We start from the raw sequence: 17,387 nt of genomic DNA, 5'->3' as shown, positions 1-17,387 counted from the left end.
GACAGCTTCTTCGCGCTCGGCGGCGACAGCATCGCGTCGATCCAACTGGTCGGCTCCGTGCGGCGGCACGGCCTGGTGATCACCCCGCGCGAGATCTTCGAACAGCGCACCCCCGCGGCCCTCGCCGCCGTGGCCCGCCGCGAGGACACCCGCACGGCCGTCCACGACCCGGGCTTCGGCGAGGTGCCGCCGACCCCGGTGATGCACGCCCTGCGCGAGCGCGGCGGCGACCCGCGCGCCTTCCACCAGTCGCTCCTGGTGACCGTCGAGCACACCCTCAGCCTGGAACGGCTGCGCGAGGCCGTCGGCCTGCTCGTCGCCCGCCACCCGATGCTCGGCGCACGCCTCGGCACCGGGCCCGGCGGCGCCTGGACCCTGCGCGTTCCCGAGGAACCGGCGGAGTCCGCCGCCGACGTCGTGCGCGGCGTCCAGGTCGACGGTGACGCGCCGGGCGACCTGGAGCGTGCGGTGCGGGACGCCTCCCGGGCCGCCGTCGCCGAGCTGGATCCGGGGCGCGGCGCCGTCCTGCGCGCGGTCCGGTTCGACCGGGGGCCGGGGCGGCCGGGCAGGCTGCTCCTCGTCGCGCACCACCTGGTCGTGGACGCGGTGTCCTGGCGGATCCTGCTGCCCGATCTCGCCCAGCTGTGCGCGGACCCGGGCGGCGCGCTGCCGCCGGTGGAGGTGTCGTTCCGCACGTGGGCGCGGGCGCTGAGCGCGGGGGCGCAGGACCGGCGGGGTGAACTCCCGTACTGGGAGGGTGTGTTGGCCGGAGACGGGGAGCCGGTCGGTGGATTCCCGGTGCGGGAGTGGGGCGCCACCCCGGACGTCCCGGAAACCGTCGAGGACATCGCCTCGACCGTGCCCGCCACCCTCGCGGACGCGGTCCTCGCCGAGGTCCCCGCCGCCTTCCACTGCACCGAGCAGGACGTCCTCCTCGCCGCCCTGACCCTGGCACTCACGAGGAGGCGCCCCGGCGGCGGCTCCGCGCTCGTGCTGCTCGAAGGGCACGGCCGGGTCGACGACGTGCTGGAGCACGGTGAACTGTCGCGCACGGTCGGCTGGTTCACGAGCCTGTACCCGGTCAGGACGGACCTCGCGGGCGCCGACCCGGTGACCGCGGCGGAGGACCCGCGGCAGGCGGGCCGGGTGCTCAAGCGCGTCAAGGAACAGCTGCGGGCCGTACCGGACCAGGGCATCGGGTACGGACAGCTCCGTCACCTCGACGATCCCTCCGCCGCCCGGCTCGCGGCGCTGCCCCGACCGGACGTCAGCTTCAACTACTTGGGCCGCTTCGACGTGGACGACGCGCCCGAACCGCAGCCGTGGACACCCGCCCCGGAATCCGCCGCCGTCTGGCGCGGCCCGGCCGCCGTCGGCGCCCCGTGCGCGCTCGACCTCACCGTCAGCGCGCTGCGCCGCCCCTCGGGCACGGAGCTGTCGGTGATCTGGCAGCACGTCCCGGCGCGGATCGGCGCCGACGAGGTCGCCGACCTCGACCGGTGGTGGCACACCGCGCTGCGCACCCTGCTGGCCGCGGCCCGCTCGGACGCCGCCGGGCACACCCCGTCCGACCTCGGCCTGCTGTCGCTGAGCCAGGACGAAATCGATGAGTTCGAAAACGAGTGGAGGACTTCGTGACCGGCGCACCCGCAGGACTGCAGGACATACTCCCGCTGTCCCCGTTGCAGCAAGGGCTGTACTTCCTGTCCTCCTACGACGAGAGCGCGCTGGACGTCTACACCGTGCAGATCGCCTTCGACCTGGAGGGCCCCCTCGACGGCCCCCGCCTTCGCCGCGCGGCCGACGCGCTCCTGCGCCGCCACCCGAACCTGATGGCGGCCTTCCGGCAGCGCAAGAACGGCGAGCCCGTCACCCTCATCCCGCACGGCGTCGAACTGCCGTGGCGGGAGCAGGACCTGACCGGGCTGCCCGCTGCGGAGCGGGAGCGCGAGGCCCGGCGGATCACCGACGCCGACCGCGGCGAGCGCTTCGACCTGGGCACACCGCCGCTGATCCGCTTCACCGCCCTGCGCCTGGCCGAGCGGCGCCACCGGCTCCTGTTCACCCACCACCACCTGCTCCTCGACGGCTGGTCCACGGCCCGCGTCATCCAGGAGCTGTTCACGCTGTACGCGGCCGACGGCGCCGCGAGCGGACTGCCGCAGGTCCGCCCGTACCGCGACTACCTCGCCTGGGCCGCCGCCCGCGACACCGCCGCCGACGAACGGGCCTGGCAGACGGCGCTCACCGGCCTCGAGGGCCCCACCGTCGTCGCTCCCACCGCGCTGCCCGCCGTCGAACCCGCCACCCTGGACATCCCCCTCGGCGCGCGGCTCGGCGCCGCGCTGACCGCGACCGCCCGGGACCTCGACGTCACCGCGCCGACCGTCGTACAGACCCTGTGGTCCCTGATCCTCGCCGACCTGACGGGACGTCAGGACATCGTGTCCGGCACGACCGTCTCCGGCCGCCCCGCCGAACTCGGCGGCGTGGAGGGCATGGTGGGCCTCTTCATCAACACCCTGCCCGTCCGGGTCACGCTGCGGCCCGCCGAGACCCTCGCCGCGCTCCTTCGGCGCGTGAGCGGGGAGCAGTCCGCGCTGCTCGCCCACCACCACATCGGGCTCGCCCGCGTCCAGCAGCTCGCCGACCTCGGCGGTCCGCTCTTCGACACCCTGTGCGTGTTCGAGAACTACCTCGTGGAGCAGGGCGGCACGGGGGACTCGGGGGACGCCGGGAGCGCCGAGTTCGCGGGGCTGCGCGTCACAGCCGTGCGCGGTGCGGACGCCACGCACTACCCCCTCACCCTCGTCGCCGCCCCCGCCGCCGACGGCGGCCTCACGCTGCGCCTGCGCCACCATCCGGACGCCTTCGACGCACCGCGCGTCCGCCGCGTCGCCGACCGCCTCGTGCGCGCCGTCGAGGAGTTCACCACCGACCCGCACCGCCCGCTCGCCCAGCTCGACCTGCTGACCGCCGAGGAGCGCGAGCAGGTCCTGCGCGGCTTCAACTCCGACGTCACCGACGTCACCGCGGCGACCCTCCCGGCGCTCTTCGAGGCCCGCGCGGCCGCCCACGCCGACCTGCCCGCCGTCACCGACGGCGAACGGACGTTGACGTACCAGGAGTTGAACGAGCGCGCCAACGCCCTCGCACACCGCCTCATCGCCCACGGCGTGGGCCCCGAGGACGTCGTCGGGGTCGCGCTGCCCCGCGGCGCCGACGTGTACGTGGCCCAGCTCGCCGTCGCCAAGGCGGGCGGCGTCTTCGCGCCCCTCGACCCCGGCTACCCCGCCGACCGCCTGACGTCCCTGCGCGCCGACGCCTCCATACGTACCGTCCTGACCGGCTCAGGCACCGACACCGCCGCCTGGTCGGGACCGGCGACCGTGCTCCACGCCGACGCGCCGCCCGCCGCCGACGAGCCCCGCCACAACCCCACCGACGCCGACCGCAGGGCACCCCTGCGCCTGGACCACGGCGCGTACCTCATCTACACCTCGGGCTCCACCGGCACCCCCAAGGGCGTTCTCGTCGCCCACCGGCCCCTCGCCGACCTCATCGCGTGGGCGCACGCCTGCTTCGGCACCGGGCCCGGCGACCGTGTCACCCAGTTCGCCTCACCGAGCTTCGACGTCACCTTCTGCGAACTCGCCAACTCCCTGTTCTCCGGGGCCACCCTGGTCGTCGTACCGGAGGAGCGGCGCGCCGGGGAGCCCCTCGCCGAGTTCCTGCGGGACGCGGACCTCACCCTCGCCGTCATCCCGCCCACCGTCGTCGCCTCACTGCCGCCCGCCGCCCGGCTGCCCCGGGACCTGACGCTGATCGTCGGCACCGAGGCGCTGCCGGGCGAGGTCATCCGCACCTGGGCGGCCCGCCACCGCCTGTTCAACGCGTACGGACCCACCGAGGCCGTCGTCAACTCCGCCACCTGGCTGGTGCCCCGGGACTGGACCGGCGGCCCCGTCCCGATCGGACCGCCCGACGTCAACAAGCGCGCCTACGTCCTCGACGAGGCGCTGCGCCCGGTCGCCCCCGGCACCCTGGGCGAGCTGTACATCGCGGGCACCGGCCTCGCGCGCGGCTACCTCGGCCGGCCCGGCATCACCGCGGACCGCTTCGTCGCCGACCCCTTCGGCCCCGCGGGCACCCGCATGTACCGCACCGGGGACCTGGCGCGCTGGAACACCGCGGGCGAGCTGGAGTACGCGGGCCGCACCGACCACCAGCTGAAGATCCGCGGCTTCCGCGTCGAACCCGGCGAGGTCGAGGCCCGTCTGACGGCCCATCCGCGCGTCGCCCAGGCCGTGGTCACCGACCGCGCCGACGACCGGGGCGTGCGCCGTCTCGTCGCCCATGTCGTGCCCGTCGCCGGTGACGCGGGGCCCGCGCCCGAGGAACTCCTCGCCTGGACCGCCCGCACCCTGCCCGACCACATGGTGCCCACGGCCCTGGTCACCCTCGACGCGCTGCCCCTCACCCGCGCCAACAAGATCGACCGCGCCGCCCTGCCCGACCCCGACCTGTCGCCGTCGGCCGACCTGGTCGCGCCGCGCGACGAGACCGAGAAGGAACTGGCCGCACTGTTCGCCGAGGTCCTCGGAGTCGACGAAGTCGGCGTCCACGACAGCTTCTTCGCCCTCGGCGGCGACAGCATCTCCTCCATCCAGCTCGTCGGCGCGGCCAAGCGCCGCGGCCTGCTCCTGCGCCCCCGCGACGTCTTCGAGGCCCGCACCGTCGAGGCCCTCGCGACCCGCGCCGCCCCGGCGGCGGACCCCGCGGCGCCCGCCGACCGGCTCCCCGCCACGGGCAGCGTGCCGCTCACCCCGATCCAGCGCTGGCTGGTCGAGCGCGGCGGACCACTGGCCGACTACCACCAGTCGACCGTGCTTCACACCCCGCCCGGCATCCGCGTCGACCACCTGGTGGCGGGCCTCGGCCGCCTCGTCGACCACCACGACGTGCTGCGGGCCCGCCTCACCGTCGACAGCCTGGAGATCCCCGAGGCGGGCGCCCTCGACCCGGCCTCGCTGCTCACCCGCGTCGACGGCAGGGCGGTCGCCGAGGGCGACCTCGTCACGACCCTGCGGCCGCTCGCCCAGCGCGTCGCGGAGGAACTCGACGCCTTCGAGGGCGTGATGGTGCGCGCGGTCTGGTTGGACGGGGGACCCGACCGGGGCGGACTGCTCGCCCTGCTCATCCACCACGCCGTCGTCGACGGCGTCTCCTGGCGCATCCTCACCGAGGACCTGGCGGCCGCCTGCGACGCCGCCCGGCAGGGCAGGCGCGCCGAACTGCCCGCCGTGGGCACGCCCTGGGCGGCCTGGGCGCACGGCCTCGCCGAGGCCGCGGGCGCGCCCGCGCTCGCCCCGGAGACCGAGGACTGGCTGGCGCTGCTCACCGCCGACCACGCGGCCGTCGCCGCGCCCCTCGACCCGGCCAGGGACACCCTCGGCACCGTGCGGACCGTGTCCGTGCGGCTCGAAGAGGCCGTCACGGAGCCGCTGCTCACCGCGGTGCCCGAGCGCTTCGCCGCGGGCCCCGACGACGTCCTCCTGACCGGTCTCGCGCAGGCCCTCACGGCCTGGCGCGGCCGACCCGAGCCGGTGCTCGTCGACGTGGAGGGCCACGGCCGCGCGGAGGAGGCGGTGCCGGGCGCCGAACTCTCCCGCACGGTCGGCTGGTTCACCAGCGTCCACCCGGTGCGGCTCGACCTCGGCGGCCACGACGCGCCCGGCGCCGGATCCGCCGCGGCGGCCCTGAAGCGCGTCAAGGAACAGCTCCGCGCCGCGCCCCGGCACGGCATCGGCTACGGCATGCTCCGCCACCTCGACCCGGCCGCCGCCCCCCGCCTCGCGGCCCTGCCCGGAGCCGAGATCGGCTACAACTACCTGGGCCGCTTCGGCGCCCGGACGGCGGTCGGTGACAGCGGGCCGAGGCCCTGGCAGCCCGCCCTCACCGGCTCCCTGGGCGGCGGCGCCGACGCCGCGCTGCCCGCCTCGCACACCCTCCAGCTGAACGCGTCCGTCGTGGAAGGACCGGAAGGACCGGTCCTGCAGGCCTCCTTCAGCTTCCCCGAGCGGCTGCTCGACGAGACGGAGGTGCGGCGGCTCGCCGAGCTGTGGCTCACGGCCCTGCGCACCCTCGCCGAGCGGTGCGCCACCAGCGACGGCGGCCACACCCCGTCCGACTTCCCGCTGGTGCGCGTCGACCAGCAGGAGATCGAGGCCATCGAGGCCCGGCATCCGCTGGCCGACCTGCTGCCGCTCTCGCCGCTCCAGGAAGGCCTGTTCTTCCTGTCCGGGTACGGAGCGGAGGGCGAGGGACCCGACGTCTACACCACCCAGACCGTCCTGGAGATCGAGGGCGACCTGGACGCCGACCGGCTGCGGCGCGCCGGACGGCTCCTCATGGAACGGCACCCCAACCTGCGGGCGGGCTTCCACGCCCGCCCCGACGCCGACCCGCTCCAGGCGATCCCGGTCGCGGTGGACATCCCGTTCACGGAACACGACCTCGGCGGCGCGGGGAACGACGGTCTCGGCGGCGCGGGGAGCCACGGCGACGGCGGCCCGGGGAGCCACGGCGGCGACGGGAGCGAGAGGAGCGGCCCCGGCCGTGGCAAGGCGAGCGGCGGCCCGGTGCCGGAGCGGGCCCGGCGGCTCCTCGCCGAGGAGCGCGGCCGCGGCTTCGACCTCGCGCGGCCCCCGCTGATCCGCTTCACCCTCGTACGCCTCGGCGGCGGCCGGCAGCTGTTCGCGCTCACCTCGCACCACATCCTGCTCGACGGCTGGTCGGGCCCGCTGCTCATCCAGGACCTCCTGGCGCTCTACCGCGGCGACCCCGGCCCCGCGCCCCGCCCCTACCGCGACCACCTGCTGTGGCTCGCGGGCCGCGACCGGGCCCGCACCCAGGAGCTGTGGCGCGCCGCGCTCGCCGGTCTCGACGGGCCCACCCAACTGGTCCCGCACGCCGCGGGGATGCCCGCCGGTGTGCCCGAGCGTGTCGAACTGCCGCTCTCCGACGACCTCGTGGCGCAGGTGTACGCGTTCGCCCGCGCCCAGGACGTCACCGTCAACACCGTGCTCCAGGCCGCCTGGGGACTGCTCCTCGGCTGGCTGACCGGCCGGGACGACGTCGTGTTCGGCATCACCGTGTCCGGCAGACCCGCGGACCTCGACGGCGCGCAGCGCATGATCGGCCTGTTCATCAACACCGTGCCCACCCGGGTGCGGATGCGCCCCGACCAGCCCCTCGCCGACCTCGTCCGGGACCTCGGCACGCGGCAGGCCCGCCTCCTGGACCACCAGTACGAGCCGCTGGCCGAGCTGCAGCGGCTCGCCGGACACCGTGAACTCTTCGACACGCTCGTGCTGTTCGAGAACTTCCCCGTCGACGCGGCCCAGCTGCGCCGCACCGAGGAGGAGGCCGGACTCGTCGTCACCGGAGCCGAGGGCCACGACGCCACCCACTACCCCTTGGTCCTCGTCGCCCTTCCGGGAGCGGGGGACCGGCTCGCGCTCGCCCTCGACCACCGGCCCGAACTCCTCTCACCGGACCGGGCCGAGGCCATCGGCGCCCACCTGCGCGCCGTCCTCACCCAGCTCGTCGCCGCGCCGCACCGCGCCACCCGCGCCCTGTGCCCCGACTCCGGCGACCCGCGCCGCCTGGACGGACCGACCGCCGACATCACCGGCCAGGGCCTCGCGGGCCGCTTCCTCGACCAGGCGGCGGCCACCCCGGACGCCCCCGCGCTCGTCGCCGACGGCACCGAGTGGAGCTACGCCGAGCTGAGCGCACGCGTCGCCACCCTCGCCGCCCGGCTCGCCGCGCGCGGCGCAGGCCCCGGCACCCTCGTCGGCGTCGCCCTGCCGCGCCGCGCCGACCTGGTCGCCACGCTGCTCGCGGTCGCCTCGACCGGCGCCGCCCATCTGCCCGTCGACCCCGAGCACCCAGCCGAGCGCATCGCCCACGTCCTCACCGACGCCCGCCCCCTGCTCGTCGTCGACGCGGACTCACCGGTGCTCGCGCCCGGCACCGAGCCCTACCCGAACCCGCCCGGCCGCCGCCCCCGGCCCGACGACACCGCGTACGTCATCCACACCTCCGGATCCACCGGCACCCCCAAGGGCGTCGTCATCACCCACGGCAACCTCGCGAACCTCCTCGACACCATGGCCGCCGCGCTCGGCAGCGGCCCTGGGGACCGGCTGCTCGCGGTGACCACCGTGAGCTTCGACATCGCCGTCCTGGAACTGTTCGTGCCCCTCGTCACCGGCGGCACGGTGGTGCTCGCCGACCGCGAGGAGGTCCTCGACCCGCCGCTGCTCGCCGCGCTCGCCGAACGCACCGCCGCCACCCACCTCCAGGCCACCCCGTCGCTGTGGCGCGGCCTGGTGGAGGCCGCCCCCCAGCTGCTGCCCGGCCTCGCCGTGCTCAGCGGCGGCGAGCCGCTGGCCGCCGACCTGGCCGAACGGCTCGCCGACGGCGGCGCCCGCCTGTTCAACCTCTACGGGCCCACCGAGACCACCGTCTGGTCGACGGCCGCCGAACTCACCGACGACGCGGGCGCACCGCACGTCGGCCGCGCCCTGCACAACACCACCGTGCGGGTCCTCGACCCGTGGCTGCGCCCGGTGCCCCCGGGCGCACCGGGGGAGCTGTACCTCGGCGGCGCCGGAGTCGCCCGCGGCTATCTGGGCAAGTCCGCGCTGACCGCGGCCCGGTTCGTCGCCGACCCGTACGGCGCGCCCGGTGAGCGCTGCTACCGCACCGGTGACGTCGTCCAGTGGCGGCCCGACGGCACCCTGCGGGTCATCGGCCGTGCCGACCACCAGCTCAAGGTGCGCGGCCACCGCGTCGAACCCGGCGAGATCGAGGCCGTCCTGCGCTCCTGCCCCGACGTCGGCGACGCCGTCGTGGTGGGCCTGCCGGACCCGACCGGTGCCATCCGCCTCATCGGCTACGTCACCGGGGACGCCCCGGGCGCCGCCGAACCCGCCGCCGTGCGCGCGTACGTCGCCGAGCGGCTGCCGGACTACCTCGTGCCGTCCGTCCTGATGGTCCTGCCGGAGCTGCCGCTGACCCCCAACGGGAAGATCGACCGGGCCGCTCTGCCCGCCCCGCAGACCGCCGCCGCGGGGGGCGGCCGCACCCCGCGCGACCCGCGGGAGGCGGTGCTCGCCGAGCTCTTCGCCGACGTCCTCGGGATGGCCCGGGTCGGCGCCGACGACGACTTCTTCGCCCTCGGCGGCCACTCGCTGCTCGCCATGCGCCTGGCCAACCGGCTCCGCTCGGCCCTGGACACCGACGTCGCCCTGCGCGACGTCTTCGACCACCCCACGCCCGCCGCGCTCGCCGCCGCCGTGCTTCCGCGCGGCGAGCGCCGGGCCCCGCTGCTGCCGCGCGAGCACACGCCGGGCGAGCTGCTTCCGCTGTCCTTCGCGCAGAGCAGGCTCTGGTTCCTGCACCGGCTCGACGGGCCGAGCGCCACGTACAACCTGTTCTTCGTGCTGCGCCTCGGCGGCGACCTCGACGTGGCCGCGCTGCGCCTGGCCGTGGGCGACCTCGTCGCCCGGCACGCCATCCTGCGCACCGTCTACCCCGACACCGAAGGACTGCCCCACCAGCTGATCCTCGACGAGGACGCGGGGCGCGCCGCGGTGGCGTTCGGCGACCCGGTGGCGGTCGCCGAGGCCGACCTGGAGCGGGCCCTGCACGCGCAGGTCACGGCCACCGTCGACATCATCGAGGAGATCCCCCTGCGGGTACGGCTGCTGCGCACCGAGCGGGACCACGTGCTGACGGTGATGCTGCATCACATCGCGGGCGACGAGTGGTCCATGGGCCCGCTGACGCGGGACCTGCGCGCCGCGTACGTCGCCCGCACCACCGGCACCGACCCCGACTGGCCGCCCCTTGAGGTGAGTTACGCCGACTACGCGCTGTGGCAGCGCGACGTGCTCGGCGCCGAGGACGACCTGGAGAGCCCGGTGGCGCGGCAGGCCGCGTACTGGCGCACCGCCCTGGCCGGATCCCCCGAGGAGCTGGCGCTGCCCTACGACCGGCCCCGGCCCGCCGAGGAGCACCACGAGGGCGCCACCGTCACGTTCGCCGTCGACCCGCGCGTCCACCGGGCGCTGCGCGCCCTGACCGCGGGGAGCGGCACCAGTGTGTTCATGGCCGCCCAGGCCTCCCTGGCCGTGCTCCTTTCCGCGCACGGCGCGGGCACCGACCTGCCGATCGGCACGCCCGTCGCGGGCCGCACCGACGCCGCCCTCGACGACCTCGTCGGCTTCTTCGTCAACACCCTCGTCCTGCGCACCGACCTGAGCGGCCGCCCCACCTTCCGCGAACTGCTCACCCGGGTGCGCGAGGGCGACCTCGCCGCCTTCGACCACGCCGACCTGCCCTTCGAGCAGCTCGTCGAACTCATCGCGCCCGAGCGCACGTTGGCCCGCAACCCGCTGTTCCAGGTGATGCTCGTCTTCCAGAACGTCTCCGAGGACGAGCTGACGCTGCCCGGCCTCGACGTCACCCCGGTCAGCGCCGACCCGGGCGTCGCCAAGCTCGACCTCGCCTTCACCCTGGCCGAACGCCCGGGCGGCGCCGGGATCAACGGCATGCTCACCTACCAGACGAGCCTCTTCGACCGGGAGACCGCGCAGGCCCTCGCGGACCGCTACGTCACGCTGCTCACCGCCCTGGTGGCCGAGCCCGACCTGCCCGTCCACCGGATCCACGCCCTGACGGCGGACGAGCGGGCGCGGGTGCTCGGTGACGGGACCGGGGAGGCGCGGGAGCTGCCGTCCGCGCCCCTGCCGGAGGTGTTGCGGGAGCGGTACGCCCGCACGCCGTCGGCGCTCGCACTCGTCGAAGCCGGGCCGGAGGGAGGTGCCGGGGAGGCTCAACTAGAGGTGGACTACACCGAGTTCGACCGGCGCGTCGGCGCCCTGGCCGCCCTCCTGCGGGCCCGTGGCGTCGCCCCCGAGGTCCACGTCGCCGTGGCGCTGCCCCGCTGTGCCGACCTGGTCGTGGCCCTGCACGCCGTGCACCGCGCGGGCGGCGCCTACGTACCGGTCGACCCCGGCTACCCGGCCGAACGCACCGCCCACATGCTCACCGACAGCGCACCCCGGGTCCTCATCAGCACCCGCGAGATCGCCACCGCCCTCGACGTCCCCGACGCGGTGCCCGCGCTGCTCCTCGACGACCCGGACACGCGCGCCGAACTCGCCGCCGCCGCACCCGCCGACGTGCACGCGGACCTGCGCGGCGAGCACGCCGCGTACGTCCTCTACACCTCGGGCTCCACCGGACGGCCCAAGGGGGCCGTCGTCACCCACCGCGCGCTCGTCAACCGGCTGCGCTGGATGGCCGACACCTACCCGCTGACCCCCGCCGACCGCGTCCTGCAGAAGACCCCGGCCGCCTTCGACGTGTCGGTGTGGGAGTTCTTCCTGCCGATGCTGACGGGCGCCCCGCTCGTCGTGCTGCCCGACGGGGCGCACCGCGACCCCGCCCAGGTGGCGGCCGCCGTACGCGGCCACGACGTCACCGTCGCGCACTTCGTCCCCTCCATGCTCGCCGCGTTCGCGGCCGAACCGGCCGCCGCCGGCTGCGCGAGCCTGCGGCTGCTCTTCGCCAGCGGGGAGGCCCTGTCCCCGGCCGTCGCCGACGCCGCGCTGCGGGCCCTGCCCGGCGCCGCGCTGCACAACCTGTACGGCCCCACCGAGGCGACCGTCGACGTCACCGCCTGGCCGGTGGCGCCCGGCGGCGGCACCGGCGTGCCGATCGGCCGGCCCGTGTGGAACACCGGCGCGCACGTCCTCGACGCCTGGCTGCGGCCCGTGCCCGACGGCGTGACCGGCGAGCTGTACCTCAGCGGCGACCAGCTCGCCCGCGGCTACCTCGACCGGCCCGCGCTGACCGCGGAACGCTTCGTCGCCGACCCCTTCGGCGGGCCCGGCGAGCGCCTCTACCGCACCGGGGACCTGGTGCGCCGCCGCCGCGACGGCGCGCTCGTCTTCGTCGGCCGCGCCGACGGGCAGGTCAAACTGCGGGGCCTGCGCGTGGAGCTGGGTGAGATCGAGGCCGTCCTCGGCGGGCAGCCGGAGGTCGCGGCCTGCGCCGTGCTGCTCCGTGCGGACGGCGGCAGCCCGCACCTGACGGGCTACGTCGTGCCCGCGCCCGGCGCCGCCCCCGACCTCGACGAGCTGACCGCCCGCCTCGGGCGCCGCCTCCCCGACCACATGGTGCCGAGCGCGCTGCTCCTCCTCGACCGGCTGCCCCTCACCCCGGGCGGCAAGCTCGACCGGGCGGCGCTGCCCGCGGCCGACCTGGCGGCGCGCGCCACCGGCACCGCACCCCGGGGCATGCGCGAGGCACGCCTGACCGAGCTGTTCGCCGAGCTCCTGCGCGCCCCCGGGGCCGGGGCCGACGACAGCTTCTTCGCGCTCGGCGGCGACAGCATCCTCTCCATCCAGCTGGTGGCCCGCGCCCGCAAGGCCGGGCTCCTGCTCACCCCCCGGGACGTCTTCGAGCACAAGACGCCCGCCGCCCTCGCCCGCGCCGCGCGCGCCACCGGACCGGCCCCGGGGCTTCCCGCCGTGCCCGCGACCGGCCGGGTGCCGCTCACGCCCATCATGCGCTGGGCCCTGGAGCGCGGCCCGGTCACGGGCCTGCACCAGTACCTGTACGTCCTGACGCCCCCGGAGGCGGACGAGCGCACCCTGACGGCCACCCTGGACGCCCTGTTCGACCGGCACCCGATGCTGCGCGCCCGCCTGGTGACCGAGGGCGGGCAGCACGCCCTCGATGTGCCGCCGCCCGGCACCCCGCGCGGTGCCGACGCGCTGCTGCGCGTCGACCTCACCGGGACCGACGCGGCCGACCGGGCCGCGGTGATCGCCGAGCACGCCGCCCACGCCGTCGACGAACTCGACCCGGACCAGGGTCAGTTGGTGCGAGCGCTGTGGTGCGACCTCGGCCCTGGGGAAGCCGGACGGCTGCTCCTGATCATCCATCACCTCGCCGTCGACGGCGTGTCCTGGCGCATCCTCACCGCCGACCTGGCCGCCGCCCACCAGGCCGTGCTCGACGGCACCGAACTGCCCGCACCGGACCCCTCGACCTCGTTCCGGCAGTGGTCCCTCGGCCTCGCCGACGCGGCCCGCGAACCCGCACGCCAGGCCGAGGCCACCGCGTGGCGGGCGCACGACGCGGCCTCCGCGCCCGCGCTCGGCGGCCGTCCGCTCGACCCCGCCCGCGACACCCAGGACGCCGTGGCGCACCTGGAGCGCACCCTCCCCGGCGACCTCACCCGCGCCCTGCTCACCGACGTGCCCGCCGCGGTGCACGGCACCGTGCACGACGTCCTGCTCGCCGCGGCCGCGCTGGCCTTCGGCCGCTGGCGCGCGGAGCGCGGCGAGAGCGGCCTCGGCCCCGACGTCATCGCCGCCGAGGGCCACGGCCGCGAGGAGGCCGTGGTGCCCGGCGCCGAACTGTCCGGCACCGTCGGCTGGTTCACCAGCTGGTACCCGGTGCTGCTCGACACCGGGACGGCGTCCGCCCCGGACGCGGAGGCGCGCGCCGCACTCCTCTCGATCAAGGAACAGCTGCGGCAGTACGAGGACAACGGCATCGGCCACGGCCTGCTGCGCGAGCACACCGACCTCCTGGGCGCGCCCCGCACACCCGAAGCCGTCTTCAACTACCTGGGCCGGTTCACCGGCGGCGGGGAGCGGGGCGGCGGGACCGGGCAGGACGGTGCCGGGGCCGAGCGGGGCGGCGGCGCGTGGACGCCCGCCCCCGAGCACCTGCCCCCGCTGCGCCCCGCCCGCAACCCGCTGCCCGTGCTCTTCCCGCTGGAGATCATCGCCTCCACCGTGGACGGTCCGGAAGGCCCCGCCCTCGCGACCCGCTGGTCGTACGCCACCGGGGTGCTGTCCGGCGAGGACGCCCGACGGCTGCTCGACCTGTGGTGCGCCGCGCTCGCCGAACTGGCCGCGGACCGCACTGCGCCCACCCGCACCCCGTCCGACTTCGCGCTGGTCCCGCTGGACCAGGCCGCCGTCGACGAGGTGCAGCGGCGCCTGCCCGCGCTCACCGACATCTGGCCGCTGGCCCCGCTCCAGGAGGGCTTCTACTTCCTGACCCAGCTGGCCGACGACGACCTCGACGTCTACACCATGCAGCTCGCCCTCGACCTGGAGGGCGCGATCGACCCGGCGGCGATGCGGGCCGCGGCCGGTGACCTCCTCGCACGCAACGCCAACCTGCGCACCGCGTTCCTCACGACCGCCGACCGCACCACCGTCCAAGTGGTCGTCGACGACGTGGCCCCGCACTGGCACGAGAGCGACCTCCGGTCCCTGGGAGAGCCCGAACGCCAGGCCGTACTGCGGGAGGTGGCCGACGAGGACCGGGCCCGGCCCTTCGACCTGACCGAGCCGCCGCTGCTGCGGATGCGGATCGTCCGGCTCGACGAGGAGGCGTACACGCTGGTCGTCACCAACCACCACGCCGTCCTGGACGGCTGGTCGGTGCCCGTGCTCATGCAGGAGTTCTTCCAGCTGTACGCGGCCCGCACCGGGACCGGGACGCCACCGGCCGCCCGACGCCCCTTCCGGGACTACCTGCGGTGGCTCGACGGCCAGGACCCCGAGGCCGCCACCGAGGCGTGGCGGGCCGCCCTTCACGGCGTGGACACACCGACGCTGGTGGTGCCCGCCGACCCGGCGCGCAGGCCCGTCCTCACCCGGCACGTACGGCACGAGGGGGACGGTCAACTCCAGGCGCTCATCGCCTCGTTGGCGCGCGACGCCGACGTCACCGTGAACACGGTGGTGCAGTTCGCCTGGGCGCTCCTGCTCGCCCGCCACACCGGCCGCGACGACGTGCTCTTCGGCGCCACCGTCTCCGGACGGCCCTCCGAGCTGGACGGCGTGGAGTCCATGACCGGCCTCTTCATCAACACGCTGCCGGTCCGCGTCGACCTGCGGGCCGCGGACAGCGTGCGCGGCGCCCTGGCCCGGCTCCAGGAGGAGCAGTCGCGCCTGGCCGCCCACCAGCACCTCGGGCTCTCCGCGATCCAGCGGCTCACCGGGGCCGGCGCCCTGTTCGACACGCTCCTCGTGTTCGAGAACTACCCCGTCGACGCCGACGGGCTGCGCCGCGCGGAACGCTCCGGCGGGCTCACCGTCACCGGGGGCCGCAGCGCGGACGCCACCCACTACCCGCTGACCCTCGCCGTCGTGCCCGGCCGCGGGCTCACCCTCGAATACCGCCCCGACCTCTTCGACGAGTCCGGAGTCCAGGACCTCCTGCGGCGGTTCACCCACATCCTGCGCGATCTCGCCGCGCGTCCCGACGCGCCGGTGCACCGGATCGAGGCGCTGGACGGGGCGGAGCGCGAGCGGATCGTGCGGGAGTGGAGCGGGGCGGACGCGCCGGGCGCGGATGGCGTGGCCGACGAGCGCGACGCGTCCCCTGCGGACGGCGGCTCGCCGAGCGCGCCGGATGCACCGGCAGCCCCCGTGGCGCCGCCGACGACCCTGCCCGGACTCCTCGCCGCCCGCGTCGCGGACGACCCCCTCGCCCCCGCCGTCGTCTGCGGCGCCACGGAGCTGAGCTTCGGAGAGCTCGGCGAGCGGTCGGCCCGGCTCGCCCACGAGCTGATCGCGCGCGGCACCGGCCCCGAGGACGTGGTGGCGCTGATGCTGCCGCGCACCGAGGAGATGCTGGTCGCGCTGTCCGCCGTGCACCTGGCGGGCGCCGCGTATCTGCCGCTCGACCCGGACTACCCCGCCGAGCGGATCGCCTTCATGCTCGGCGACGCGACGCCCCGGCTGCTCCTGACCACCCAGGCTCTGCGGCACCGGGCACCCCGGCCGGACACCTCCGTCCCCGGCGCCCCGGCGCCGGCCACCCCCGCCCCGGAAGTCCTCGCCCTGGACGACCCCGACACCCGCACGGCCCTCGCCCACCGCCCCTCCGCCCTGCCCACCGACACCGACCGCAACCGTCCTCTGCGCCCCGACCACCCCGCGTACGTCATCTACACCTCCGGTTCCACCGGCCTCCCCAAGGGCGTGGTGGTCACCCACCGGGGCCTGGTCAACCTGTTCCACAGCCACCGCCGGGCCCTGTACGAGCCGGTGGTCGAGCGGACCGGCAGGCGGCGGCTGCACGTGGCGCACGCCTGGTCGTTCTCCTTCGACGCCTCCTGGCAGCCCCAGCTGTGGCTGTACCACGGGCACTGCGTGCAGGTGCTCTCCGAGGACGTCCAGCGCGACCCCGTGGCCCTGCACGACCATCTGCGGGCGCACGCCGTGGACTTCGTCGAGGTCGCGCCCTCGATGCTGGCGCAGCTGGAGCAGGCCGGGCTCATGGACGGCGGCCGCTGCCCGCTGCCGCTCCTCGGCGTCGGCGGCGAGGCCGTGCCCGACGCGCAGTGGGCGCGGCTGCGGCGGCTGACCGACACCGAGGTCGTCAACCTCTACGGCCCCACCGAGTGCACGGTCGACTCGCTCCTCGCCCGGGTGCGGGACAGCGACAGGCAGGTCGTCGGACGGCCCGTCGACGGCGCCCGCTGCTACGTCCTCGACGCGGGCCTGCGGCCCGTACCGCCGGGCGTGCCGGGCGAGTTGTACGTGGCCGGTGCCGGGCTCGCCCGCGGCTACCTGGGCCGTCCCGGCCTGACCGCGGAGCGCTTCGTGGCCGACCCCTTCGGCTCGGGCGGCAGGCTCTACCGCACCGGGGACCTGGCCCGCTGGACGGCCGACGGCGCGGTGGAGTTCCTGGGCCGTACCGACGACCAGGTGAAGATCCGCGGCTTCCGGGTGGAGCTGGGCGAGATCGAGACGGTGGCCTCCCGCCATCCGGACGTGGCGCGGGCCGTCGTGGTCGCCCGGGAGGACGGGGGAGTGCGGCGCCTCGTCGCGTACGCCGTGCCGCGCCCCACGGCCGTCCTCGACCCTGCGGCGCTGCGGGCGTGGGTGGCCGGGGAGCTGCCGGACCATCTGGTGCCCGGGGCCTTCGTGGCGCTCGACGACCTGCCGGTGACCGCGCACGGCAAGCTCGACCGGGACCGGCTTCCGGCCCCGGACTTCGGGGGCTCGGCGCTCGGCAGGGAGCCGGAGGGGGAGCGGGAGCGGGCGCTGTGCGCCGCGATGGCACGGGCCCTCGGCCTGCCCCGGGTCGGCGCCGACGACGACTTCTTCGCCCTGGGCGGCGACAGCATCGTCTCGGTGCGCCTGGTGGGCGCGCTGCGCGCCGAGGGCTGGTGGCTCTCGCCGCGGCAGGTCTTCCTGCTGCGCACCCCCGCGGCACTCGCCGGTGCGCTGAGCCGCGACGGTGCCGCGGACGGCGCGGTGGACCGGCGCTGA

2 protein-coding genes (1 of these 2 cut by a window edge) are annotated in these 17,387 nt (G+C 76.2%); both read left to right on the top strand.

What is annotated here, in order from left to right; all coding sequences use genetic code 11:
• A protein-coding gene (locus OO63_RS09150; protein WP_234335439.1) for a non-ribosomal peptide synthetase crosses the window boundary here: on the top strand, positions 1–1,638 show its final stretch. Its footprint begins 14,766 nt before the window's first position; only the last 1,638 of its 16,404 coding nucleotides appear in the window; its start codon lies beyond the left edge, outside the window; the stop codon is at positions 1,636–1,638.
• Positions 1,635–17,387, top strand: coding sequence for a non-ribosomal peptide synthetase (locus OO63_RS09145; RefSeq protein WP_051810690.1), 15,753 nt, complete (start codon positions 1,635–1,637; stop codon positions 17,385–17,387). Before OO63_RS09150 ends, OO63_RS09145 begins: the two co-directional genes overlap by 4 nt.

The sequence above is a fragment of the Streptomyces alboflavus genome, from assembly GCF_000716675.1.
In the GTDB taxonomy this organism is placed as follows: Bacteria; Actinomycetota; Actinomycetes; order Streptomycetales; family Streptomycetaceae; genus Streptomyces; species Streptomyces alboflavus.
This window is presented reverse-complemented; position numbering and strand designations above follow the sequence as displayed.